The 25,075-nt window shown below is 59.3% G+C and carries 25 protein-coding genes and 1 pseudogene; 3 read left to right on the top strand and 23 right to left on the bottom strand.

Features of this window, described 5'->3' with window-relative positions; all coding sequences use genetic code 11:
• Positions 1 to 36 precede the first annotated feature (36 nt).
• From acpP to AC1MEA_RS14310, 6 genes are all read right to left on the bottom strand, one after another.
• A complete protein-coding gene (gene acpP, locus AC1MEA_RS14335) occupies positions 37 to 273 on the bottom strand; it encodes an acyl carrier protein (RefSeq protein ID WP_219061625.1) in 237 nt (78 codons plus the stop codon).
• 193 nt (positions 274 to 466) lie between these two features.
• Positions 467 to 1,210, bottom strand: a complete 744-nt coding sequence (gene fabG / locus AC1MEA_RS14330; protein WP_219061626.1) for a 3-oxoacyl-ACP reductase FabG — start codon at positions 1,208 to 1,210, stop codon at positions 467 to 469.
• A 15-nt stretch (positions 1,211 to 1,225) separates the two neighbouring features.
• Complete coding sequence (gene fabD, locus AC1MEA_RS14325) at positions 1,226 to 2,164, bottom strand: ACP S-malonyltransferase (protein WP_219061627.1); 939 nt, start codon at positions 2,162 to 2,164, stop codon at positions 1,226 to 1,228.
• 146 nt (positions 2,165 to 2,310) lie between these two features.
• Entirely contained in the window at positions 2,311 to 3,318 is a 1,008-nt protein-coding gene (gene plsX, locus AC1MEA_RS14320) for a phosphate acyltransferase PlsX (RefSeq protein ID WP_219061628.1), read from the bottom strand.
• A 4-nt stretch (positions 3,319 to 3,322) separates the two neighbouring features.
• A complete protein-coding gene (rpmF, locus tag AC1MEA_RS14315) occupies positions 3,323 to 3,505 on the bottom strand; it encodes a 50S ribosomal protein L32 (protein WP_219061629.1) in 183 nt (60 codons plus the stop codon).
• A 13-nt stretch (positions 3,506 to 3,518) separates the two neighbouring features.
• Positions 3,519 to 4,046 carry a YceD family protein gene (locus tag AC1MEA_RS14310; RefSeq protein WP_219061630.1) on the bottom strand — a complete coding sequence of 176 codons (528 nt, stop codon included), beginning with the start codon at positions 4,044 to 4,046 and terminating at the stop codon, positions 3,519 to 3,521.
• Positions 4,047 to 4,272: 226 nt separating this feature from the next.
• On the opposite strand from AC1MEA_RS14310, the gene AC1MEA_RS14305 reads away from it, so the two are divergent.
• Entirely contained in the window at positions 4,273 to 4,851 is a 579-nt protein-coding gene (locus tag AC1MEA_RS14305; RefSeq protein ID WP_480416537.1) for a Maf family protein, read from the top strand.
• 60 nt (positions 4,852 to 4,911) lie between these two features.
• Here AC1MEA_RS14305 and sppA read toward each other — a convergent pair whose 3' ends face one another.
• The 3 genes from sppA to rluC are packed head-to-tail and all read right to left on the bottom strand — an operon-like array spanning position 4,912 to position 7,526.
• Positions 4,912 to 5,904, bottom strand: a complete 993-nt coding sequence (gene sppA / locus AC1MEA_RS14300) for a signal peptide peptidase SppA (protein ID WP_480416536.1) — start codon at positions 5,902 to 5,904, stop codon at positions 4,912 to 4,914.
• A gap of 19 nt (positions 5,905 to 5,923) precedes the next feature.
• Positions 5,924 to 6,580: an HAD-IA family hydrolase gene (locus AC1MEA_RS14295; RefSeq protein ID WP_480416535.1), complete on the bottom strand. Its 657-nt coding sequence runs from the start codon at positions 6,578 to 6,580 to the stop codon at positions 5,924 to 5,926.
• Entirely contained in the window at positions 6,570 to 7,526 is a 957-nt protein-coding gene (gene rluC / locus AC1MEA_RS14290) for a 23S rRNA pseudouridine(955/2504/2580) synthase RluC (protein ID WP_219061634.1), read from the bottom strand. The genes AC1MEA_RS14295 and rluC overlap by 11 nt, the downstream gene beginning before the upstream one ends.
• A gap of 711 nt (positions 7,527 to 8,237) precedes the next feature.
• Here rluC and rne point away from each other — a divergent pair.
• On the top strand, positions 8,238 to 11,453 hold the full coding sequence (rne, locus tag AC1MEA_RS14285) for a ribonuclease E (protein ID WP_480416534.1): 3,216 nt from the start codon (positions 8,238 to 8,240) through the stop codon (positions 11,451 to 11,453).
• A 112-nt stretch (positions 11,454 to 11,565) separates the two neighbouring features.
• Here the strand turns inward: rne and AC1MEA_RS14280 are convergent, their stop codons facing one another.
• From AC1MEA_RS14280 to AC1MEA_RS14225, 12 genes and pseudogenes are all read right to left on the bottom strand, one after another.
• Complete coding sequence (locus tag AC1MEA_RS14280; RefSeq protein ID WP_480416533.1) at positions 11,566 to 12,174, bottom strand: nucleotidyltransferase family protein; 609 nt, start codon at positions 12,172 to 12,174, stop codon at positions 11,566 to 11,568.
• The gene (locus AC1MEA_RS14275; RefSeq protein ID WP_480416532.1) at positions 12,171 to 13,157 is read right to left on the bottom strand and encodes an XdhC family protein; all 987 of its coding nucleotides are present in this window, start codon (positions 13,155 to 13,157) and stop codon (positions 12,171 to 12,173) included. The genes AC1MEA_RS14280 and AC1MEA_RS14275 overlap by 4 nt, the downstream gene beginning before the upstream one ends.
• Complete coding sequence (locus AC1MEA_RS14270; protein WP_480918146.1) at positions 13,157 to 14,914, bottom strand: xanthine dehydrogenase family protein molybdopterin-binding subunit; 1,758 nt, start codon at positions 14,912 to 14,914, stop codon at positions 13,157 to 13,159. The genes AC1MEA_RS14275 and AC1MEA_RS14270 overlap by 1 nt, the downstream gene beginning before the upstream one ends.
• Before the next feature lie 66 nt (positions 14,915 to 14,980).
• A pseudogene (locus AC1MEA_RS14265) lies at positions 14,981 to 15,412 on the bottom strand (molybdopterin cofactor-binding domain-containing protein); the annotation flags it as partial.
• A gap of 62 nt (positions 15,413 to 15,474) precedes the next feature.
• Entirely contained in the window at positions 15,475 to 15,945 is a 471-nt protein-coding gene (locus AC1MEA_RS14260; protein WP_219061639.1) for a (2Fe-2S)-binding protein, read from the bottom strand.
• Between the two features lie 270 nt (positions 15,946 to 16,215).
• A complete protein-coding gene (gene murB / locus AC1MEA_RS14255) occupies positions 16,216 to 17,241 on the bottom strand; it encodes a UDP-N-acetylmuramate dehydrogenase (RefSeq protein ID WP_480416531.1) in 1,026 nt (341 codons plus the stop codon).
• Entirely contained in the window at positions 17,241 to 18,005 is a 765-nt protein-coding gene (gene kdsB / locus AC1MEA_RS14250; protein WP_480416530.1) for a 3-deoxy-manno-octulosonate cytidylyltransferase, read from the bottom strand. The genes murB and kdsB overlap by 1 nt, the downstream gene beginning before the upstream one ends.
• Complete coding sequence (locus AC1MEA_RS14245; RefSeq protein ID WP_058437370.1) at positions 18,002 to 18,187, bottom strand: Trm112 family protein; 186 nt, start codon at positions 18,185 to 18,187, stop codon at positions 18,002 to 18,004. Before AC1MEA_RS14245 ends, kdsB begins: the two co-directional genes overlap by 4 nt.
• A gap of 26 nt (positions 18,188 to 18,213) precedes the next feature.
• On the bottom strand, positions 18,214 to 19,236 hold the full coding sequence (lpxK, locus tag AC1MEA_RS14240; protein WP_480416529.1) for a tetraacyldisaccharide 4'-kinase: 1,023 nt from the start codon (positions 19,234 to 19,236) through the stop codon (positions 18,214 to 18,216).
• Positions 19,236 to 19,667, bottom strand: coding sequence for an ExbD/TolR family protein (locus AC1MEA_RS14235; RefSeq protein ID WP_219061643.1), 432 nt, complete (start codon positions 19,665 to 19,667; stop codon positions 19,236 to 19,238). Before AC1MEA_RS14235 ends, lpxK begins: the two co-directional genes overlap by 1 nt.
• Positions 19,664 to 20,299, bottom strand: coding sequence for a MotA/TolQ/ExbB proton channel family protein (locus AC1MEA_RS14230; RefSeq protein ID WP_219061696.1), 636 nt, complete (start codon positions 20,297 to 20,299; stop codon positions 19,664 to 19,666). Before AC1MEA_RS14230 ends, AC1MEA_RS14235 begins: the two co-directional genes overlap by 4 nt.
• Before the next feature lie 83 nt (positions 20,300 to 20,382).
• Complete coding sequence (locus AC1MEA_RS14225; protein WP_480416528.1) at positions 20,383 to 22,599, bottom strand: DNA internalization-related competence protein ComEC/Rec2; 2,217 nt, start codon at positions 22,597 to 22,599, stop codon at positions 20,383 to 20,385.
• Between the two features lie 137 nt (positions 22,600 to 22,736).
• Between AC1MEA_RS14225 and AC1MEA_RS14220 the strand changes: the two genes are divergently transcribed.
• Entirely contained in the window at positions 22,737 to 23,252 is a 516-nt protein-coding gene (locus AC1MEA_RS14220; protein WP_480416527.1) for a DUF2062 domain-containing protein, read from the top strand.
• Between the two features lie 89 nt (positions 23,253 to 23,341).
• Here the strand turns inward: AC1MEA_RS14220 and AC1MEA_RS14215 are convergent, their stop codons facing one another.
• Both AC1MEA_RS14215 and AC1MEA_RS14210 read right to left on the bottom strand, forming a co-directional pair.
• Positions 23,342 to 24,133 carry an ABC transporter permease gene (locus AC1MEA_RS14215; RefSeq protein ID WP_449633714.1) on the bottom strand — a complete coding sequence of 264 codons (792 nt, stop codon included), beginning with the start codon at positions 24,131 to 24,133 and terminating at the stop codon, positions 23,342 to 23,344.
• On the bottom strand, positions 24,130 to 25,062 hold the full coding sequence (locus AC1MEA_RS14210; protein WP_219061647.1) for an ABC transporter ATP-binding protein: 933 nt from the start codon (positions 25,060 to 25,062) through the stop codon (positions 24,130 to 24,132). The genes AC1MEA_RS14215 and AC1MEA_RS14210 overlap by 4 nt, the downstream gene beginning before the upstream one ends.
• Positions 25,063 to 25,075: the final 13 nt, after the last annotated feature.

Below are 25,075 nucleotides of genomic sequence, written 5' to 3'. Positions count from 1 at the left end.
CGGTTTTTCCCGACAGCAAGCGACGATTACAAACCATTACGCCTGGTGGGCAGTAACGTAGTCGATAGCGGCTTGAACGGTAGTGATTTTTTCGGCTTCTTCGTCAGGAATTTCGGTCTCGAATTCCTCTTCCAGAGCCATTACCAGCTCCACGGTATCAAGGGAGTCAGCGCCCAGGTCTTCAACGAAAGAAGCAGCGTTTGTCACTTCCTCTGCTTTGACGCCAAGTTGCTCCATAACGATTTTCTTGACGCGCTCTTCGATGGTGCTCATACCTTGTTTTAACTCCTAGTGGACAAATTCAGGCAGCTGGCCGGTGGGTAAGTGTAGCGAAGAGGTTTTACGCATTTCAAGCTCAATGCTCATCCTCTGTAACCACACCCGCCTTCCGCCTATTAATAGATTGCAGCTTTATAACGGATTTTAGACCGCTCGTATGACATTTTTTTGAAGCGATCCGTCACATTCAACTCATGTACATGCCGCCATTCACCGGGATTGTAGCCCCGGTAACGTAGGCTGCACCTTCAGATGCAAGAAAAGCGACCACGTGCGCGATCTCTTGCGCCTGCCCCAAACGTCCCAAAGGAATCTGGGTAATCAATGCCTCACGTTGCGCTTCTGGCAGCTCGCGGGTCATATCAGTATCGATAAAACCAGGTGCAACCGCGTTCACGGTGACCGCACGCGAGCCGACTTCACGGGCCAGGGCCCGGCTGAAACCTTCCAGACCGGCTTTCGCGGCCGCATAGTTTACTTGGCCTGCGTTGCCCATGGCACCCACTACCGAGCCAATACTGATAATTCGACCCCAACGCGCCTTGGTCATGCCGCGCAAAACACCCTTGGACAGCCGAAATAGACTGTTCAGGTTGGTGTCGACAACGTCATGCCATTCGTCATCTTTCATTCGCATCATCAGGTTGTCACGGGTGATACCGGCGTTATTGACCAGAATCAACGGGGCGCCAACGCGCTCCTGAATCAATGCCAGCGTCGCACTGACAGACGCATCGCTGCAGACGTCGAGCGCCAGCCCGAAACCTTCAATGCCGTTTTCCTTGAACGTCGCGCTGATACGCTCGGCGCCGGACTCGGACGTTGCCGTCCCGACCACGATCGCACCATGACGTCCCAACTCAAGGGCAATGGCTTGGCCAATACCGCGGCTCGCACCGGTGACCAGTGCAACTTTACCTTGCAGGTTCATGCAAGCTTCTCCTAATCAGGCCAGTGCCGCACGGGTGGCGGCGAAGGCGTCTGGGGTATTGAGGTTGTAGGTTGTCACGCCTTCGGCGCAGCGCTTGTTCAAACCCGCCAGCACTTTACCCGGCCCGCACTCGACCAATCGGGTCGCGCCATGGGCTGCCAGGAACTGGATAGATTCGACCCAACGCACAGGTTTGTACAATTGTTCCAGCAAATCGCGCTTGAGGGTATCGAGGTCGGCCACCGCTGACGCGCTGACATTCTGTACCAGCTTGATCTGCGGCGCCTGCCAGGCAATCGCCTCAATGGATTCAGCGAAGCGCTCAGCGGCCGGACGCATCAATTCGCAATGCGACGGCACGCTCACAGGCAATGGCAATGCACGCTTGGCGCCACGGGCCTTGCAGGCCTCGATGGCACGCTCGACAGCGGCAGCAGAACCTGCGATCACAACCTGGCCCGGCGAATTAAAGTTCACCGCACTGACGACGTCACCCTGGGCAGCCTCGGCGCACGCCGCGAGCACATCGGCATCGTCCAGACCCAGAATGGCAGCCATGCCGCCCTGGCCCGCAGGCACAGCCTGTTGCATCAACTGACCCCGGCGCTCCACCAGCTTGACCGCATCGCTCAAGGTCAGGCTGCCTGCCGCTACCAGCGCGCTGTATTCACCCAGGCTGTGCCCGGCGACATACGCAGGGCGCAAAGCGCTTTCAGACAACCACAGGCGCCACAGCGCCACGGAGGCCGTCAGGATCGCAGGCTGGGTTTTATCGGTTTGATTGAGTTGCTCTTCCGGCCCTTGCTGGGTCAGCGCCCAAAGGTCGTAACCCAAGGCTTCGGAAGCTTCACTGAAGGTGTCGAGGATCAGTTTGTGCTGAGCGCCCTGCTCGGCGAGCATGCCGAGGGACTGTGATCCTTGACCCGGAAAGACGAATGCGAGGGATGCAGACATTGATCAAGCCCCTAATGATTTGTCGTCGAAAATTGACGCCCGGCCAAGCCCGGCGCAAAACTCAAAAATTAACTGTCCGTGAATGGCAGTTGGATGACTGACCAGTCACCAGCGTCACATTTGCGCAACTCACGCCCGGAGACAGCCTAAAGCAGCTCCTCAAGGCGTCCACCCAAGCGTTGCGGGAGGTTTTCCTGTATTTCGATCAAGGCCCGTTGAATCGCACTCTGGAAGCCTTGCACGCCTGCGGCACCGTGGCTTTTCACGACGATGCCCTGCAAACCCAAAAAACTCGCGCCATTATGCCGCGCAGGCGCCAGGTCAGCCCGCAAACGCTTGAGCATGGGCAGCGCTAACGCACCCACGACCCTTGTAAACACATTCTGCTGGAACAGCGATTCGATCCGCGCACCGATCATCGTCGCCAGCCCTTCGCTGGACTTGAGCAGGATATTACCGACAAAACCGTCGCACACCACGACATCAGCCTCGCCACGGTACACCCCATCACCCTCAACGAAGCCGATGTAGTTCAAACCCGGCGCAGCCTGAAGCAGAGTAGCCGCCAATTTGACTTGCTGATTACCCTTGATGTCCTCAGTGCCGATATTGAGCAACGCCACTCGAGGCCGGGGAACACCCAACGCCTCAGCCGCGACCGAACCCATGACGGCGAACTGGTAAAGGTTTTCGGCACTGCAATCGACATTTGCTCCCAGATCCAGCAACTGGCAATAACCACGCTGGGTCGGGATGGCTGCGATCATCGCGGGACGATCGATGCCCGGCAAAGTCTTGAGCACAAAGCGTGACAGCGCCATCAACGCGCCGGTATTACCCGCACTTACACAGGCCTGAACCTGGCCCTCGGCCAACAACCCCAACGCCACCCGCATCGACGAATCGGGCTTGCTGCGCAACGCCTGCGAAGGCCGCTCATCCATGGCGATCACTTCGCTGGCATTTACAACACGCAGACGTGAGCGATCCACACCGGAATGGCGAGCAATCAATTCTTCAATAAGGGGGGCTTGACCGACGAGGGTCAGGTGCAACGAGGGCGTAGCAAACAAACAAGCGATACTGGCCTGCACAATGCTGCGGGGACCGAAGTCCCCACCCATTGCGTCAATCGCGATGATCGGAGCGGACAAGAAATTACTCGTCAGCGCCCTTGTCGATCACTTTGCGACCACGATAAACACCTTCCGGCGATACGTGGTGACGCAGGTGAATTTCACCTGTGGTTTTTTCTACAGACAGAGTGCTTGCCACAAGAGCGTCGTGCGAACGACGCATGTCACGGGCAGAGCGGGATTTTTTGTTCTGCTGAACAGCCATAATTGATTAACTCCTAAACGTTTGGGTCACGCTTTAACTGCGCCAATACACTGAACGGGTTGGACCGCGTTACCTCGTCCACGCTCGGCTCGGACTCGTTAAGGTCCGCCGGCTGCTGGCATTCTTCCGGATGATGAGCAGGCACAATGGGCAAGGCGAGCAACAGCTCCTCCTCGATCAATGCCAGCAGATCCAATGGATCTTCGCCCAGTTCCAGCACGTCATAACCTTTCGGTAACGACTGGGTATTCGCACCCTCTTTCACCACAGCGTAACTGCATTCGCTGTGGATCGGCAGGGTGACCAGCTCAAGACAACGCTGGCAAACCATTTTGACCTCGGCGTCGATGGAACTGTGGATGACCACAGATCTGCGCTCGTCTCGCTCAAAAATGAATTTAGCCTGCACCGTACCGAGGTTATCGGAAAGCGGGTCGCAGAGTCTCTCCAAATCAGCCAGCAGTACTTCTCCCTGAAGAGTAGTGCCACGATCAGCTAATTTGCGCGGGTCAACGTGAGGTGGAATCGGGTCATTCAACATAGGCGCAGCATTCTAGGGACGAGCCCTCCCTCTGTCAAAGGAAATTCAGGCCTTTCAATCTGTTGAAACTACTGCACTTGACAATGCTGCGTTGAGAGCAGGCTCGAAATGCTCATTTACAGCCCGTAAACTCCGCTTTCTCGCCTTCGCTCGCTACGCTTCAGCAGACTGAAAGTCTCAATATTGAATGCTGATTAGAATGACCTTTCATCCTTTGGAGAACAGTATGCCGCCTCTGCTACTCGCATCGAGCTCGCCCTACCGCCGTGAATTACTGGCTCGCCTGCGCCTGCCGTTCACCTGCTGCTCACCTGATATCGATGAAAGCCGCCGCCCTGAAGAACCCGCGATCGAACTGGTTCAGCGCCTGGCCCGAGAGAAAGCACAGGCGCTTGCCGACAGTCACTCAGACCACCTGATCATCGGCTCGGATCAGGTCGCGGTCCTCAATGGACAGATTCTCGGCAAGCCCCACACGTTCGAGCGCGCCCTGGAGCAACTGTCAGCAGCCCGTGGCGCCAGCGTGACGTTCCTGACCGGCCTGGCACTGCTCAACAGCCGTACAGGCCACTGTCAGGTCGATTGCGTGCCGTTCACCGTCCATATGCGCGACCTGGACCAAGCCAGCCTTGAGCGCTACCTGCGCGCCGAGCAGCCCTACGATTGCGCAGGAAGCTTCAAGGCCGAAGGATTGGGTGTAAGCCTGTTTCGCAGCACCGAAGGCAGCGACGCCACCAGCCTGATCGGCCTGCCCTTGATTCGCCTGATCGACATGCTGCTGATCGAAGGGGTCGCGATTCCTTAGTCGCTGAAATGCAGAAGCCCGACCAATGGCCGGGCTTCTTTGCACACACCGCTGATTTCGTTAACGCAACGACGGCCCCTGGAAGCCCATCCACATCGCTATCTGATTAGCCATGCTGACGCCCAACTTCTTGGAAAAGCGATCAAACGGCGACTCTTCAATGGTGTAATCGACTATTTCTTTCTCACCGATGATCTCACGCGCCACATAGCTGGCACTGCCGAGACCATCAACCAGGCCAAGCTGTTGCGCCTGCTCACCGGTCCACACCAACCCGGAGAACAACTCGGGATGATCCTTGTCCTTCAGGCGATCACCACGGCCCTGCTTGACGCTGGCGATGAACTGCCGATGAGTGGTGTCCAGCACGCCTTGCCAGAATTGAGTCTCATCGGCCTTCTGCGGCTGGAACGGATCAAGAAACGCCTTGTGCTCGCCCGACGTGTAGGTCCGACGATCAACGCCCAGCTTATCCATGATCCCGACGAAACCGAAACCGGCTGCCGTTACCCCAATGGAACCCACGAGACTCGCCTTGTCGGCATAGATCTGGTCGGCGGCACTGGCAATGTAATAGGCACCTGAAGCCCCGAGATCGGTGATGACCGCGTAAACCTTGATATCCGGCTTCTCGGCGCGCAACCGACGTATTTCGTCATAAATATAGCCGGACTGTACCGGGCTGCCACCTGGGCTGTTGATACGCAGGATCACACCTTTGGTCTTCGAATCCTCGAATGCCGCACGCAGACTGCCAACGATGTTATCGGCGCTGGCCGGCTCCTTGTCCGCAATCATGCCCTGCACTTCAATCAACGCAGTGTGATTCTTGCCGCGAGAAACACCTTTTTCGACATCCATCAGCGGCGTAAACAACATCAGCGCGCCAATGAGATAAGCGAACGTCAGCAGCTTGAAGAAAATACCCCAGCGTCGTGAGCGGCGCTGCTCTTGCACACCGGCCAACAAGGTCTTTTCCAGCAGTTTCCAGCTTTTGTCGTCGGAACTATTGCCCGCGACTTCAGCCTTGCTGTCTTTCCATTCGTCCGACATGTTCAATCACCCTAAAAAATCAGCGCGCGCCCAACCAGGCGTGCAACTCTGGAAAACTCTCGATAGCCAGACGCGGCTCGTACTCGCGCAGCGATGCCAGAGATTGCGCACCGTAACCCACCGCCACCGAATCCATGCCTGCGTTGCGCGCCATCAACAAATCAAACGATGAGTCGCCGATCATCAGCGCTTCCTCGGGTGCGACGTCGCAGTGCCGAAGGATTTCGTGCAGCATTAAAGGGTCCGGCTTACTCGCGGTCTCATCGGCGGCACGGGTGATCTCGAAGTAATCCTCCCAGCCATGCGCGCTCAGCACCCGATCCAGGCCACGGCGCGATTTGCCCGTAGCCACCGCAAGCTGATACCCCTGGACACGAAACGCCTCAAGCGACTGCACAACACCTGCGAACAACGGAGAAGGCTCGGCCTCCAGCGCGATGTAGCTTTGCGCGTAGTGATCACGAAAGGCCGTCATCAGGCTCGGAGAAATTTCGGGGTACAACGTGCGAATCGCTTCAGGCAAACCCAGACCAATGATGCCTTTGATCGAAAAATCATCGCGCGCGGCCAGATCACTAAGATGCGCGGCAGTACGCATGGCTTCGACGATACGACCAATGGAATCGGCCAGCGTGCCGTCCCAATCGAAAATCAGCAATTTATAATCAGGGCGCACTCAAACGCTCCACGGTTTTGGCCCACATGTCATCGACTGGCGCTTGCAGCTTCAACTCACCACCGTCGGGCAGCGGCACGGTCAGCATATAGGCGTGCAAGAACAGACGCTTGCCGCCCAGATCACGAATTTCACGACTAAAGTCTTCATCGCCATATTTGGTGTCACCTGCGATGCAATGCCCGGCATGCAGGGTGTGGACACGAATCTGGTGCGTCCGACCGGTGACGGGTTTAGCCTCGACCATGGTGGCAAAATCACCAAAGCGACGCAGCACCTTGAAGAGTGTCAGCGCCTCCTTGCCCTCATCGTTGACCTCGACCATGCGCTCGCCGGACCGCAGGTTACTCTTGAGCAACGGTGCATTTACGCGCTTCTGAGCCGTTTCCCAGTGGCCACGGACCAAGGCCATATAACGTTTATCAACACCATCACCGCGCAATGCTTCATGCAGATGACGGAGCATGCTGCGTTTTTTCGCAATCATCAGCAGACCAGACGTATCCCGATCGAGCCGATGGACCAACTCCAGCTCCTTGGCGTCCGGACGCATCTGACGAAAGGCTTCGATCACCCCGTAATTCAGACCGCTACCGCCATGCACAGCGATGCCGGCAGGCTTGTTCAGCACGATCAGCGCCTTGTCTTCGTAGACAATGGCCGCCTCCAGGCGCTGCAACAGGCCCTGAGCCACAGGCACAGGTTCATCACGCTCAGGCAGGCGCAAAGGCGGGACGCGAATGATGTCGCCACCTTTCAGCTTGTACTCAGGCTTGATCCGACCTTTGTTCACACGCACTTCGCCTTTGCGCAAAATGCGATAAATCAAGGTCTTGGGAACACCCTTGAGATAGGTGAATAGAAAGTTATCGATGCGTTGACCGGCAAGTTCCGGCGCAACCTCAACCAGCTGGACGCCGGAGGTTGGGGGGGCAATATTCGTCATGCCGCAAATCATAACAATTTTTATGGATTTGAAGCACTTAATGATTACTGTTATAGTCGCGAACGTCGCCAAAAGCGGCCTGGACAGCGGACAAACGGTATAACCACCGGCCCTGACCATCGCAATTACAAGGACGCAAGGCCGTCCGACGGGGCTTTCGCTGGATAACGGAAGGTCTGGAAACGTAACGAGCGCAGGTGACATGAGGCCTGAAACAAGCCAGATCGCAGAGTTATCACTCGCCTTCGGAGCCTATATTCACGGCCAGTTCACAAAGTGCAGTCGCTTTCAGACACTCAGAGCGAATGCTTCGGAAATAAAGCCTCAAGCAATGATGCGCGATCTTCCCTATCGAAGACCGCGGTAAATGCCAACCCGTTGCGGATTCTGCGCGCGGCAGCACCCGAATTATCAGGGATACGTGCGGGGTGGAGACGCACAACCATCGGACCGTGTAGCACTAGGCTTTATTCAAGACGCTTCATATCGTCCGCTGCCGATGGTTGATTCCTCCTCCTGACAAAGCTTTTGCTGACAGGGTGTCTTTTGTCACCACAGCAAGCAGGAAACGTCGTCGCGACTCCGACCCCTCTGGTCGAAACTCGTTAGACACTGGAGTGGCCAACCGCTCCTGACGCGCCCTGACACCGACCGTGAGAAGTCGTGTGTGCCGAACGCCGTTTCCGGCAGCCCGGAAACCGACGGTACTACATGAAAAGAATGCTGATTAACGCAACCCAACCCGAAGAGTTGCGTGTTGCACTGGTAGATGGCCAACGCCTCTACGACCTGGACATCGAATCCGGTGCGCGCGAGCAGAAGAAGGCCAACATCTATAAAGGCCGGATTACTCGCATCGAACCAAGCCTTGAGGCTGCCTTTGTCGATTTTGGCTCTGAGCGCCATGGTTTCCTGCCACTCAAAGAAATCTCCCGCGAATACTTCAAGAAAGCACCTGAAGGCCGCGTCAACATCAAGGACGTCCTGACCGAAGGCCAGGAAGTTATCGTTCAGGTCGAAAAAGAAGAACGTGGCAACAAGGGCGCAGCCCTGACCACCTTCATCAGCCTGGCCGGTCGTTACCTGGTGCTGATGCCGAACAACCCGCGTGCCGGCGGCATTTCGCGCCGCATCGAAGGCGAAGAACGCAATGAATTGCGTGAAGCGCTGAACGGCCTGATCGCTCCGGCCGACATGGGTTTGATCGTGCGCACTGCCGGCCTTGGCCGCAGCAGCGAAGAAATGCAGTGGGACCTCGACTACCTGCTGCAACTCTGGACCGCTATCAAAGAAGCGTCGCTTGATCGTTCCGCGCCGTTCCTGATCTATCAGGAAAGCAACGTCATCATCCGCGCCATCCGCGATTACCTGCGCCAGGACATCGGCGAAGTACTGATCGACAGCGTTGAAGCTCAGGAAGAAGCCCTGACCTTTATCCGCCAGGTGATGCCGCAGTACGCCAGCAAGATCAAGCTCTACGAAGACAGCGTACCGCTGTTCAACCGTTTCCAGATCGAAAGCCAGATCGAGACCGCTTTCCAGCGCGTCGTCGAATTGCCTTCCGGTGGCTCCATCGTCATCGATCCGACCGAAGCCCTGGTATCCATCGACATCAACTCGGCGCGCGCCACTAAAGGCAGCGACATCGAAGAAACCGCACTGCAAACCAACCTGGAAGCGGCTGAAGAAATCGCCCGCCAGTTGCGTCTGCGTGATATCGGCGGCCTGATCGTCATCGACTTCATCGACATGACCCCGGCCAAGAACCAGCGCGCCGTGGAAGAGAAAGTCCGCGAAAGCCTGGAACAAGACCGTGCCCGCGTCCAGGTGGGTCGCATCTCGCGTTTCGGCTTGCTGGAAATGTCCCGTCAGCGCCTGCGTCCATCGCTGGGCGAAAGCAGCGGCATCGTTTGCCCTCGTTGCAACGGCACCGGCATCATTCGTGATGTTGAATCGCTGTCACTGGCAATCCTGCGCCTGATCGAAGAAGAAGCCCTGAAAGATCGCACTGCCGAAGTGCGCGCTCAGGTGCCAATCCCGGTGGCTGCGTTCCTGCTCAACGAAAAACGCAACTCGATCACCAAGATCGAACTGCGTACTCGCGCTCGCATCGTCATCCTGCCGAACGATCACCTCGAAACGCCGCACTTCGAAGTGCAGCGTCTGCGCGATGACAGCCCGGAAGCCCACACCAACCAGTCCAGCTACGAAATCGCTGCGGCTGCCGCTGAAGTGGAAGAAGTGCCGCCGGCCCCGGCCGCGACCCGCACTCTGGTTCGTCAGGAAGCTGCAGTCAAAACCGCTCCGCCGCGTGCCAACGCGCCGATGCCGGTTGAAGCCGTTGCCGTTGCACCGACACCTGCTCCCGTTGCCCACGAACCAAGCCTGTTCAAAGGCCTGGTGAAGTCGCTGGTCAGCCTGTTCGCCTCCAAGGAAGAGCCAGCAGCACCGGTCGTGGTCGAAAAACCAGCCGCTGCTGAACGCCCTGCTCGCACCGAAGAGCGCCGTAATGGTCGTCAGCAGAGCCGCAGCCGTACTGGCCGCCGCGATGAAGAACGCAAACCACGCGAAGAGCGCGCCCCTCGTGAGGCCCGTGAAGAACGTGCACCGCGTGAAGAGCGTGCCCCTCGTGAAGAACGTGCGCCACGTGAAGTTCGTGAGGTGCGCGAAGAAACTGCAGCCCCTCGCGAAGAGCGCGCACCTCGCCCGCCTCGTGAAGAACGCGCCCCACGTGCTCCACGCGAAGATCGCAAGCCACGCGAAGAGCGTCCGGTCCGCGAACTGCGCGAGCCTCTGGATGCTGTTGCTCCAGCTGAAGCCCGTAGCGAAGAACGTCCTGAGCGCGCCCCGCGTGAAGAACGCCAACCGCGTGCACCGCGTGAAGAGCGTCAGCCACGTGCCGAACAGGCCGTAGCCGTCAGCGAAGAAGAAGTGCTGCCTAGCGAAGAGCTGCTGCAGGATGACAACCAGGATGACGCCGAAGGCGATCGCCCTCGTCGTCGCTCACGTGGCCAGCGTCGTCGCAGCAACCGTCGCGAGCGTCAACGTGATGCCAACGGCAATGTGATCGAAGGTTCGGAAGGTTCGGAAGGCGCTGAAGAAAGCACCAGCGAAGAAACAACTTCTGATCTGGCTGCCGGTCTGGCAGTCACTGCCGCCGTTGCCAGCAGCGTGATCAGCGCACCGGCCGAAGCCGATGCACACCGTCAGGCTGAACGCGCCACTGCCGCTGTAGAAACAACCGAAGCGCCAGCCGTCGAGACCCCAGTGGTTGAAGCGCAGGCCGTAGACGTTGCACCCACTGCAGCAGAAGCCGCTCCGGACGTTGAAGTCCAGGCTGTAGTACCCCGCGAAGAACTCGCAGCACCGGTTGAACAACCAGCAGCCGCTCAGGCTGAGCTGTTCAGCGCACCGGTCGTCGAGCAGGCAGCGTCGTACCACAAAGCACCTGCGGCGCCTGTTCAGGAAGAGGTTCAGGCAACTGAGTCGCCAGAACTGCCGACCGAAGCACCTGCTGCACCGGCCGTCGCTGAACCTGTCATCGCCGAACAGCCTGCACCCGTGACGCCTGCTCCGGAAATCAAAGCCGAACCAGCACCTGAAGCAGTGGTTGAAGCCATCGCTGAAGAAGCCCCGGCTCTTCCAGTCAGCAGTACTGGCCGCGCGCCGAACGATCCTCGCGAAGTGCGTCGTCGCAAGCGTGAAGCCGAGCGTCTGCTGAAAGAAGCTGAAGAAGCAGCTGCCAACGCTCCACAGGTTGTCGCTGTAGAAGCTGCTCCAGTCGTTGCTGAAGTCGAATCGACCCAGCACGTTGAAAGCACCGAACAAGCGCCGGTCATCGATGAGAACCTGCGTTCGATTGAAGAAGTTGTAAAGCTGCACCCTGAAGCACTGGAAGAAAGCAAAGAGCCTAAACCGCTCGCTTAATCCCGGCTGATGAAAAAGCCCCCACCTGCGCAAGCAGATGGGGGCTTTTTCATGCCTGCGAAACGGGTATATCCATCGGACACGAAGGCGCCAAACCCGACATTTCAGCGAATCAAGGCGTGAACACCAACGCCGCTGGCGTATCAACGTCCCACAGCACGCCGGGGTCGTCGACCGGCACTTCTCGCACCCGCCCAAGCTGAAACAAGCGTTTTGCGCCCCGCTCGCCCGCCAATGCCATCAACGGCAGGCAAAACTGACGGCCGAATGCCACGGGATGACCGTATTTTCCGGCGCTGACCGGCACACTGATGGATCCGTCTTCCAGTGACCCCACCACCCGAACCAGGGTATCGGCCAAGATAAATGGCATATCCCCCAACACAATCAGCCAACCACGATGGTCGGGCTGAGCGGTAACCGCCGCAGCAATGCTGTCGCCCATACCACCTGACGCCAGCAACTCCACCTGGCAGCCATAACGCAGTCCCAGCTCAATGACCTCAAGACGCTCAGGACGGGTCAGCAGCACACAGTTATCCACAGCCCCTTTATCCACAGCCGCTTGCAGGCCCAGCAACACCTGCTCAAGCACCGGGCGCACAACGCCGTCGCGCCCGACACACGGCGCCAGCAACTTATCCTGATCCGCGCCGGCAACGGCCCGGTAGCGACTGCCCTGCCCTGCGGCAAGTACCACAGCGCACAGGGTTGTGCTCAATGTGCAGTCTCTGCGCTGAGCGGTCTTTTCTGCTTCAAGGGAATGCCGTTTTTAAGGGCCACGATCTCTGCCATCAACGACAGCGCGATTTCTGCGGGAGTATGGCTGCCAATGTGCAGACCGATAGGCCCATGCAAACGTCCGATAACTTCAGCATCCATGCCCAGTTGAGCAAGGTTTTCCCGGCGCTTCTGGCTGGTGGCCCTCGACCCAAGCGCGCCCACGTAGAACGCGTTGGAACTCAATGCCGTGAGCAGGGCCATATCATCCAGACGCGGGTCATGGGTCAGGGCAACGATGGCGGTGCGTTCATCGGGCTCGATGGTCAACACCGCATCGTCTGGCATGCCAGGCACGAAGCGCGCCTGCTGATCTTCCCAACCGTAGGCAAATTCCTTGCGTGGATCACAGATCAGCACGTCGAAATCCAGCAGACGAGCCATCTCGGCGACATACCGTGACAATTGCCCCGCGCCAATCACCATCAAACGCCAGCGCGGCCCATAGATTGTGCGCAGGGTCTGCCCATCGAACGTCACCCCCTCTTCACGGCTGGCCGGGTGCAGGCTGACAGCGCCAGACTGCAGATTCAGCTCACGAGCGACGATCTGATGATCCTCGCAGCGCTGCAACACCTCGACAACCCACTGCACATCGCCGACCCACTCTTCGGTCAAACGCAGCGTGCCACCGCACGGCAGACCAAATCGGGCGGCCTCATCACGGGTCACGCCATAGGTCACCAGTTGCACGCCATCGCTGGCGTGCACACGCCCTTCCTGCAAGCGCGCAATCAGGTCGTCCTCGATGCAGCCACCGGATACGGAGCCGATGACCATGCCGTCGTCGCGCAAGGCCAGCATCGCGCCGGGCGGCCGAGGCGCGCTGCCCCAGGTCTGCACCACGCTGTACAACAGCACGCGGTGTCCCGCGCGGCGCCATTCGAGCACGCTGCGCAGGACATTCAGGTCAACGCTGTCCATCAGACCTTGGCCTGTTTCGCCTGCCAGCCGTTGAGCTGATAGCGAACCGGCAGGCTGCGGATCCGTTGGCCCGTGGCGGCGAAGATCGCGTTGCACAAGGCCGGCGCAATCGGCGGCACACCTGGCTCGCCAACACCGCCCAACGGCACGTCACCGGCAGGGGTCACCAGGTGCACGGCGACGTGCTTGGGCGCCAGCGACATGCGCGCAACTTCGTACATATGGAAGTTGTCCTGTTGAACCTTGCCGTCCTTGAAGCTGATCTCGCCCAGCACCGCGTTGCCCAGGCCCATCACGCAAGCGCCTTCGAACTGCGAACGAATCCGCTCCGGGTTGATCTGCGGCCCGCAATCCACGGCGATGTCGGCTTTATGCACAATCAAGGTCCCGTCATCCTTGACCTCGACTTCAATCACCGCCGCCACATAGGTGACGAAGCTGTAATGCGCTGCCAGGCCCAGACCACGACCCTTGGGCAATTTACGCCCCCAATCGGCTTCCTTGGTGGCCCGCTCGATCACTGCACGCAAGCGCGCGGTATCAATCGGGTAACGCTCCGGCGATTCACCGTAATTCCACTCTTCGCTGAGGGTGCGTGGATCAATCTGCCGATCCGGACCCAGGAGTTTGAGCTGATATTTCAGCGGATCCTGATTCGCTTTGGCCGCCAGTTCATCGATAAAGCTCTGTACCGCAAACCCGTGGGGAATGTTCGATACCGAGCGGTACCAGCCCACACGGGTATGCGCAACGGCTTCGGGGTTTTCCAGGCGGACATTGGGGATTGCGTACGGCATGTTGGTGAAGCCCATGCCCAGTTCGAACGCCCCCTCGTTCTTGACCCCCGGCGCGAACAGCGCGGTGATACTCGGCGCTACGGTGCGGTGCAACCAGCCAGACGGCATGCCGTCCTCATTGAGGCTGGCCTTGAGGTATTCCGCCGATACCGTGTGGAAGTAAGAGTTATGAACATCGTCTTCACGCGTCCATTGGACCCGCACCGCTTTACCGGGCATGGCTTTAGCAAGGATCGCCGCTTCGATCACGAAGTCCGGTTTGGATTTGCGCCCGAAACCGCCGCCCAGCAAGGTGACATTGACCGTGACCTTGTCGAAGTGGATGCCCAAACGGTCCGCGATCCGCGTGCGGGTCACTTGCGGCGCCTGGCTCGGCGCCCAGGCTTCGCAGACGCCATCCTGAAAACGGGCGATGGCAACCATCGGCTCCATCGGCGATTGCGCCAGATGCGGCAAGTAATACGAAGCGTCGAGCGTGCTGTGAGCCTTGCTCAGGGCGGCGTCGATATCACCAGTGCTGCGGACCACTTTGCCTGGCTTCTGCGCGGCGGCTTCAATCTCCTTACGGTAAGCGACCGAGTCATAACTGGCGTTGACGCCATCGTCCCACTCTATTTTCAGCGCATCACGGCCTTTGATCGCGGCCCAGGTGTTGCTGGCGATCACCGCCACACCGCCCAGCGGCTGGAACTCGGAAGGCAGCGGGCTGCTCTCGATTTCCATGACTTTGATCACGCCGGGTACTTTCAGGGCAGCGCTGGAATCAACGGATTTAACCTTGCCGCCATACACCCGTGGCCGCGCAATGGTGGCGTAGAGCATGCCGTCGAAATGCACGTCAGCGCCATAAATCGCCCGGCCATTGACGATGTCATCACCATCGAGGGCGCGCGTTGCTTCCTTGCCGATGTAACGGAACTCGGAAGGCTGCTTGAGGCGCAGGCTGTCACGGGCAGGCACGGCCAACGCACCGGCAGCAGTGGCCAGCTCGCCATAACCCAACTCACGGCCCGTGGGCTTGTGGATAACTTTATGCAGCTGCGCGTGGCATTCGGCCAACGGCACTTTCCACTGATCGGCAGCGGCTTGTTCGAGCATGGTCCGTGCAGCAGCACCGCAGCGGCGCATCGGCTCATACCAGTGGCGCATGCTGCGCGAACCGTCGGTGTCCTGGTTGCCGAAGCGTACCTCGTCACCGGGTGCCTGCTTGACCTTGACCCGCGCCCAATCGGCTTCCAGTTCGTCCGCGACCACCATGCTCAGGCTGCTGCGAATGCCCTGGCCCATTTCGGAACGGTTGCACGTCACAGTTACGGTGCCGTCTGCATCGATGCTGACGTAGACCTTGGGGTCGTCGACCGAACCGTGCGGCATGCCGTCGGCGCCGAACTTCTTCTCATCGGCAAAGGCATCCTGCCAACCCCAACTGGCAGCCAGTACCAGCGCGCTGGTTGCGCCGACGCCTTTAAGGAAGCCGCGACGGCTCAAATTATTCAGGGCGAAATCGTTCAAGGACTGGCTCATGCCTTGGCCTCCTTCAGGTGAGTCGCGGCCTGATGGATCGCGGTTTTGATCCGGTTATAGGTACCGCAACGGCAGATGTTGCCAGCCATATAGTCTTCAATCTGAGCATCGCTAGGTGCCGGATTGCTCTTGAGCAAGGCGGTCGCAGACATGATTTGCCCACCCTGACAGAAGCCGCATTGGGCCACGCCGTTGTCGAGCCAGGCTTGCTGCACCACTTGACCGACCGGATCGCTGTGCAGGTTATCAATGGTGGTGACCGGTTGACCGACCACGCTGCCGATCGGGGTGACACATGAGCGCGCGGGCTCACCGTTGATGTGGATGGTGCAGGCACCACACACGCCCATGCCACAGCCGAATTTGGTCCCGGTGTAACCCGCGATGTCCCGGATAGCCCACAGCAGCGGCATATCGTCAGTCGCATCCAATTGGTGATCTTTGCCATTGAGATTCAGGGTAATCATGGAGCACGCCGCCTATTTATCAGGGGTTCGAGACGAGCGATCTTTCTCTGGATTCAGCTCTTTGGCTGAGGCAGATCGGCTCAGGCTAATACAGGACCGTGTCGCACGGTCCTCGGTTCGGATGCATCAACGAGTCGCTCGCTTTACACATATCGATAGCAAGCTAACTAAAAAGCGTTTAAGCGAACGAGTCCGCCTCAGAGATTCTGATGGTTCTAACGAAACAGGAACAAAGCGAGGGTAGAGAATAGCCCTAAACGCAACCGAACCTTAGTAAAGGTTCGGCTCCATTTCCAATTGCACGTTATAGCGCTGGGCGATGTCGTTTTGAATACGTTGCGCCAGGTTCAGCAGTTGCAACCCGGTGGCGTTGCCATAATTGACCAACACCAGTGACTGCAGGCGATGTACCCCCGCCCCGTTGCCCGCGTCGCGATACCCTTTCCACCCCGCGTGTTCAATCAGCCAGCCCGCCGCCAGCTTCACTTGACCATCGGCCTGTGGATAAGCAATCAGACCCGGGTAGTGGCGCTTCAGTTCAGCAGCCAGTGCCGCAGGTACCAACGGATTCTTGAAAAAACTGCCGGCATTGCCCAATACGGCCGGGTCCGGCAGTTTTTCGCTGCGGATCGCACAGATCGCCAGACTGACATCCTTGGGCGTCGGTTGACCGATGCCCTGTTCATCCAGACGCTGACGCACCGGGCCGTATTCCAGATGCAGGTGCGCCGCGCGACTCAGCACAAAGCGCACGCGCAGAATCACCCAGCGCCCTGTTTCGCGCTTGAACACGCTGTCGCGGTAAGCAAAGGCGCAGTCACCGAGGGAAAACTCAAGCAACTGGCCTGTCTGGCGGTCCAGCGCCGTCAGGCTGTGGAATACATCCTTGATCTCGACACCATAGGCACCGATGTTCTGCATCGGCGCAGCGCCCACGGTGCCGGGAATCAGGCTGAGGTTTTCCAGGCCGGACAGGCCCTGCTCAATGCTCCACAGCACAAAGGGATGCCAAGACTCACCCGCCTCGGCTTCCACGATGACCTGCTCGCCATCGTCGGCAAGTAGACGAACGCCGCGACTGGCCATGCGCAGCACCAGTGCATGAATATCGGCCGTCAGCAACAGATTGCTGCCACCGCCAATGACCAGCAATGGCAGTCCGTGTTCAGCCGAAAACGCCAATGCCTGACGCACGTCATCGTCGCTGCGGGCCTCGGCGAACGCTTTGGCCTGCACGTCAACGCCAAAGGTGTTGAAAGGCTTGAGGGAAACGGCGGACTGCACCTGCAAAGTCATCAAACCTCCAGCAAGCGGCGCACGCGCTCAAGGTCTTCAGCGGTGTCGACACCGGCCGGCGGCGCTTCCACTGCATCGGCGACGTGAATCCGTACGCCATGCCACAGGGCACGCAGTTGCTCCAGGCTCTCGGTGTCTTCCAGCCAGCACGGGCCCCAACTGACGAAGTCGTGAAGGAAACCCGCACGGTAGGCGTAGATCCCGATATGTCGGCGATAGGGCACGCCGGCCGGCAACTGATCGCGATCCTTGGCCAGGGCATCACGCGCCCAAGGCAATGGCGCGCGGCTGAACGTCAAGGCCAGGCCATTGAGATCAGCCACGACCTTGACCGCGTTCGGATTAAACAGGCTGGCGACATCATCGATCGGTTCGGCCAGGGTCGACATCCGCGCTTCCGGATGCGCAGCGAGGTTGTCCGCCACTTGATCAATCACCGCAGGCGGGATCATCGGCTCATCGCCCTGCACGTTGACCACGATGGCGTCGGGCGCCAGGCCCAGTTGAGCGGCGACTTCGGCCAGGCGGTCGGTGCCGGAGTTGTGATCGTCACGGGTCAGCAGCACTTCGGCGCCAAAACCACGGCAAGCCTCGACGATGCGCGCATCATCAGTGGCCACTACCACGCGCTCAGCGCTGCTTTTACACGCCTGTTCCCAGACGTGCTGGATCATCGGCTTGCCAGCGATCATTTTCAGGGGCTTACCGGGGAAACGGCTGGAGCCGAAACGTGCCGGAATGACAACAGTGAACACTGCAGTCATTTATCCAGACGCTCTTCGGTGGACAGGGTGCGCGCTTCGCTTTCCAGCATCACCGGAATGCCATCACGAATCGGATAGGCCAGGCCAGCGCCTTTGCTGATCAGCTCGGTTTTGTCGGCGCTGAGCTTGAGCGGCCCTTTGCAGATAGGGCAAGCGAGGATGTCGAGCAATTTGGTGTCCATAAGAAATCCTGTGGTGCTGCTGTTATTTATGGAGAAAGCGGAGACAGTGACGAAAAGGGCAACAGGCGTAACAACTGCGAATCGAACCAACTGACGAAGGCGGCCGAAGGCTCCGCATCCACAGCCAGATACCACCAATCATCAGCGGCGAAGGTCCGGCACTTCACGGCGTCCTTCTCGGTCATGATCAGCGGCAACGACGGTGTGAACGTCAACGCCTGCGCGCTATAAACTGCATGGTCGGCGAACGCGTGGGGAACAGGCTGCCAGTGTAGACCTTCGAGGGTGTTGAAGAAACGTTGTGGATTGCCAATACCGGCCACCGCATGCAGCGCTTGTCCGACCGGAAAGTGATCCAGCGGCAGACGCTCGCCGCTGCGCAGGTTGACCAGGGCGGTGGGCTTGAGAGCAAAGGCGAAGCCGTCTTCGCGGTCGCTGGTGGCGCCGTTATAAAGCACCGCATCGACGCTGCTCAGGCGCTCCATCGGTTCGCGCAAGGGCCCAGCGGGCAGGCAGCGGCGATTACCCAGGCCGCGAACAGCATCGATCAATACCAGTTCCAGATCCCGGGCCAGACGATAATGTTGCAGGCCGTCGTCGCTCAGGATCAGGTCCAGCGGCTCGGCATCGAGCAAGGCACGCACGGCGCGACTGCGGTCCGGGTCAATCATCAGGGCTACACCGCTGCGCTGCACGATCAACAGCGGTTCGTCACCGGCCTCGCTGGCACTCTGCCCGACACGGACCCGCCACGGGAAACTCGGCGGTGTGGCGCCATACCCCCGGCTGACCACACCGACCCGCAGACCCTGGCGGCGACAGTGCTCGATCAACCACAGGATCATCGGCGTCTTGCCGGTACCGCCCACCGTGACGTTACCCACCACCAGCACCGGGACCGACGCCTTATAGATGTCGCCTTCACCGGCCAGGAAGCGCGCCCGTTTGTTCTGCACCACTCGCCGGTACACCCATTCCAGCGGGCGTAACAGGCCAAGCGCAGGATGGCCGGTGTACCAGGCATTGAGTAAGCGGTCGGTCAGCGCCATCAGTTAGCCGTTGGCGCCTCGACGGTGGTCATGCGCAGGTGGCTGAAACCCAGCTTGCCAGCCGCATCCATCGCTGTGATAACTGCCTGGTGAGGGGTTTTGCCGTCGGCGCTGATCGAGAGCGGCAGTGTCGTGTCACCTGCCGACTCCTTCTGCAGCGCGTCGATCAGTGTTGGCAGATCATTCTTGGGCAGCAACCGATTGTTCAGCGAATAGACGCCATCGGCACTGATCGCGATGTCCAGGTGTTTGAGTTCCGAATCGGTTTCCGGGCTGCCGGTGACCGCTTGCGGCAATTCAACGCGTAACTGGGTCTCACGGGTAAACGTGGTGGTAACAACGAAGAACAGCAGCAGGATAAACACCACGTCGATCAACGACACGAGGTTGATGTCGATGATCTCCCGCGGTTTACGGCGGCGGAATTTCACGCTTTACCCTCGGTCAGATCGACGTCACGGTCGCCCTGCACCACTTCGACCAGCTTGATCGCTTCCTGCTCCATGCCCACCACCAGTTCATCGACCCGACTTTGCAGGAACCGATGGAAGAAGATGGCAGGAATACCGACCATCAGGCCGGAAGCGGTACAGATCAGGGCTTTGGAAATACCGCCGGCCAATATCGCCGCATTGGTGGTCATACCCGAGTTCACGAACGAACCGAAGATATCGATCATGCCCAGCACCGTCCCCAACAAGCCGAGCAACGGCGCCATGGCCGCAATGGTGCCCAGGGCGCTCAGGTAGCGTTCGAGTTCATGAATGACCCGCGCCGCAGCCTCTTCGATGCACTCTTTCATGATCTCGCGACCATGCCTGGAGTTCGCCAGACCGGCCGCCAGAATCTCGCCCAGCGGTGAATCAGCGCGCAGTTCCCTGAGCTTGTCGCTGGTGAGCTGCTTGTCTTTGATCCAGCGCCACACCTGACCGAGCAAATGTGGCGGGGTGATGCGGCTGGCACGCAACGTCCAGAGCCGCTCGATGACGATCGCGACAGCAGCGATGGAACTCAGAATGATTGGCAGCATCATCCAACCGCCTGATTTGACCAGTTCCCACACAGTGACGACCCCTTGAAAAAAGTGGCGCCACTCTACCATAGGGCCGCCCGCTCGCCGAACCCCGCGATGAATAACCGCCCTGATCAATCACGCCAGAAGCGCCGTCGGGCCCGCTCCCCCTGCGCTTCACCGAACACCCCCAGTTGCAGACGAATCGCGCCCAGTTCGGCGCTGTCATAAGGCTGCACGGCCAGGGCTGCGTAGCGCGCCATCACCTGCGGGTGCGGATGCCCGAAAGCATTGTTGCGCCCACGGGAGATCAATACCCCTTCAGGGGCCACCGCCTTGAGAAACGCCATGGATGAGGAACTACGGCTGCCATGATGTGGCGCCTGCAACCAGTGGGCACGCACATCGAACCCGCTGTTGAGCACGGCACGTTCGGCCCCGGCTTCAATATCGCCAGTCAACAACAGGCGCTCACCATTGGCCTCGACCCGCAGTACGCAGGAAGCCTCGTTACTCTCTGTCGCGTGTTCCCAGCGCCAGGTCGAGAAATGCACGCCATCCCACTGCCATTGCTCACCGTTCCGACAGGGCTGAGCCTGCAAGAGCGGCGGCAAACTGGCCGCCTCGCCCGCTAATACGCGGGCAACGGGCAAGCTTTTATAGACGGCCTGCGCCCCACCCGCATGGTCGGCATGCGCATGACTGATCAACATCAAGTCGAGCTGGCGTACGCCGGTCTTGCGTATCGACGGCAGCACCACGCGCTGACCAATATCGAAATCACCGAAGCGCGGGCCAGCGTCATACAACAGCGTGTGCTGGCGCGTCCGCAACACAATCGCCAAGCCCTGCCCCACATCCAGTTGCATCACCTCGACCTGACCGTGGGGCACGCTCTTCACTGGCGGGAACACGCACAGCAGCAACAGCGGCCAGCCCAACAGACGCAACGGCACGCCCTTGGGCAGCAGCAACAAGACGCCGCCAAGCACGCTCAGCCACCACGCCCACCACGGCACGGCGCTGCCGATCCAGGCCGGCACCCATCCAGCGACCCATGCCAACCCCTGGAACAGCCACCCCAGCAGACCACCGGCCAGCCACAGCAAACCCTCGCCAATACCGGGCACCTGCAATAACACGGTGCCGAGCAGCGCCAGCGGCAGCACGACGACGCTGATCCACGGCACCGCGAGCAAATTGGCCAATGGCCCGCTGAGACTGACCGGCAGGTTCAATGCGAGCAAGACCGGGAGCAACCCGATAGCGATCAACCATTGCGCACGGGTCCAGCTTTGCAGCCAGCTCCAGGCGCCCAGTCGGCCACTGAACACCAGAATCAGAATCGCGACGGCGGTAAAGGACAACCAAAAACCCGGTTGCAAGCTGACCAGCGGTTCGACCACCAGTACCGCGTTCAGGGATAACAACAAGGGCCACCACACGCCCAGGTGGCGAAAGCGCAGGCGCCAGAGCAGGACCATGCCGATCATCGTGCAGGCTCGGCGGACCGGCACTTCAAAACCAGCCAAGAAGCCGTAACCAAGCGCGGCGGCAAACGCCAGACCGCACGCACAGGGCAGCCACGGCAAACGGCGCGGCCACAGCCCCCAACGCGCCAGCCCGGCGACCAGCGCGTAAATCGACCCGGCGAGTAACCCGATATGCTGGCCCGAGATCACCAGCAGGTGCACGGTGCCGGTGTCCTGCAGCACTTGCCAATCAGCCGGCGTCAGCCCTGAATCGTCGCCCAGCACCAATGCCGCCAACCCACCTTGACGCCCTTGTGCATCGACTGCCAGCAACCGCTGACGCACCGCATCGCGCCAGGCTGAACGTGCGGGCGCGAGCAATTGCCCATCCACCACGGTGCCGGTCGCGCCAATGCGCTGCGCCAACAACCAGGCTTCGTAATCGAATGAGTCAGGATTGACCAGGCCCGCCGGACGTTTGAGCTTGACCGCCAGCCGCCAGTGCTCGCCACTGCGCACATTGGAGCCGCCGTACCACGCCAGACGCATACGCTCAGGCAACCGGACACGACGTGATTGCGCACCGTCGAGCTGAAAGCGCACCACGCCGTCGCTCGACTGCGGCAGGCCGACCACCTTGCCTTGCACCCATAGCGTCTGGCCGTCGAGCCGGGGCAGCAGGCGATCATCCAGTGCCCATTGCGCCGACACACACGCCCAACTGAAGCCGAACAGAAAAAATGCCAGTGGATAACTGCGAAACGGCAACAACATCAGCGCCACGACAGGCATCAACAGCAACAGCCAAAACGGCGGCAATGCCGGCATGAAGCGAATAGCCAAAAGACCCAGCGCGAGCGCCACCATCCCTGTGCGCATAAGTCTGTCCTTGAGAAGTCCCTCCCTTGGATTAGCGCACCCTGCCGGACCCCGCTTTTATTAATTGTCACAAAGTCTGAATTTGATGCAGGCAGAATCTAGGCATACTGACCCACACACCCGGGACGAGAACCCCTATGCCGCGTCGTCTATTCAAACGCTACATGCCTGACCCGACCCGCATCAGGGAACACAAATCCTTACGCTTTTTCGGTCGTCTTCTGCATGACCCGAACCTCTGGCACCTCAATCGCCACTCTGTCTCGCGTGCGATGGGCATCGGGCTGTTCGCGGCATTCATGCCCATTCCCTTGCAGATGTTGTTGGCGGCCATGCTGGCCATCGCGGTGCGCGGCAATATGCCGATTGGCGTCAGCCTGGTCTGGCTGACCAATCCAGTCACGATACCTCCGGTGTTTTATTGCACGTACCAGATCGGTGCCTGGCTGATGCAATTGCCACCACGCCACCTGCCGCCTGAACTGTCCTGGGAGTGGATCAGCGGGCAGCTATCAACCTTGTGGCAGCCCTTCTTGCTGGGCTCGGTGGTGACTGGCATCGTTTTTGGGACACTGGCATACGGCCTGACCCAGCTGTATTGGCGCTGGTGGGTTGGCAGGCAGTGGCGTTTGCGGAGGGAGAGGAGGAAGTGAGGGTGTTACGGCTGACGCAATCCGTGGGAGCGAATAAATTAGCTCCCACGGAGATTGAGTACACCGCCTGCACAGGATGAAGCAAAAGACTACTGACGCATCCCTCGCCCACTGATCAACAGACGCGCACAGCCCAGGTACAAAACAACGGTCGCCACCACCATGAACGTGAGGGCGATGCTGATGCGGATGTCCGACACGCCCAGGATGCCGTAACGGAAGGCGTTGACCATGTGCAACACCGGGTTGGCCATGGACACGGTCTGCCAGAACGGCGGCAGCAGGTTGATCGAGTAGAACACCCCGCCCAGGTAGGTCAATGGCGTCAGGACGAAGGTCGGGATAATCGAAATATCGTCGAAGTTGCGCGCAAAGACGGCGTTGATAAAGCCCAGCAGCGAGAAGATCGTCGCGGTCAGCACGACCACCACTATCGTGATCCCCAAATGATGGACCTGCAGGTCGGTGAAGAACATCGACAACAGGGTCACGATCAGGCCCACCATCAAACCGCGCAGTACGCCCCCCAGGGTGTAGCCGATCAGAATGGTGTGCGGCGAGACGGGCGAGACCATCAACTCTTCGATCGAACGCTGAAACTTGGCACCGAAGAAGCTCGACACAACGTTGCCGTAGGAGTTGGTGATCACCGACATCATGATCAGGCCCGGCACGATGTACTGCATGTAGGTGAAGCCACCCATGTCGCCAATCTGCCGGCCGATCAGGTTGCCGAAGATCACGAAGTACAACACCATGGTGATCGCTGGCGGCAGCAACGTTTGCGGCCAGATCCGGGTGAAACGACGGATCTCGCGATAGACGATGGTTTGCAGGGCAATCAGGTTGGGACGCAGCTCGGAGCCAGGATTGGAACTCATACCGCCACCTTCGCCAGGTTTTTTTCCACCAGAGACACGAACAGTTCCTCAAGGCGATTGGTTTTATTGCGCAGGCTCAGGACTTCGACTTTCTGCGCGGCCAACTGACCGAACAGCGCGGTAATGCCAACAGTCTTGTCCACTTGCACTTCCAGGGTATGGCTGTCGACCAGCTTCGCCGGGTAACCGATCAAGGTCGGCGCCACCTGATACGAATCCCTCAGATCAAGCAAAAACGTCTCGACGTGCAGCGTGTTCAACAGCTGCTTCATGCCCATGTTCTGGACGATGACGCCGTGATCGATGATCCCGATATTACGGCACAGGTGCTCAGCCTCTTCCAGATAGTGCGTGGTGAGGATGATGGTGATGCCTTTCTCGTTCAGCTCGGTGAGGAACGTCCACATCGAGCGACGCAGCTCAATGTCCACGCCTGCCGTCGGCTCATCAAGAATCAACAGCCGCGGCTCGTGAATCAACGCCCGAGCGATCATCAGACGGCGCTTCATCCCGCCGGACAACGCACGCGATGGCACGTCACGCTTGTCCCACAAACCCAGTTGAGTCAGGTATTGCTCGGCCCGCTCTTTGGCGATTTTGGGCGGGATACCGTAGTACCCGGCTTGGGTCACCACGATGTCGAACGTCTTTTCGAACTGGTTGAAATTGAATTCCTGCGGCACCACGCCGATGCACCGTTTGAGCGCTGCGGGCTCGCGGTCCAGGTCATGACCAAAGATATTCACTGTACCGCTGGTTTTGTTGACCAAGGTCGAGATGATGCCGATGGTGGTGGATTTGCCGGCGCCGTTAGGGCCGAGCAATGCGAAGAAATCACCTTCAGCGACATCCAGATCGATACCACTCAGGGCCTGGAAACCGTTGCCGTAGGTTTTGGTTAGCTGCCGGATGGACAGAGCGGAACTCATATCTGAAATACGC

Source organism: Pseudomonas sp. ASL8 (genome assembly GCF_056680355.1).
The sequence above is the reverse complement of the archived record's forward strand: the minus strand, read 5'-3'. Positions and strand labels throughout refer to the sequence as shown.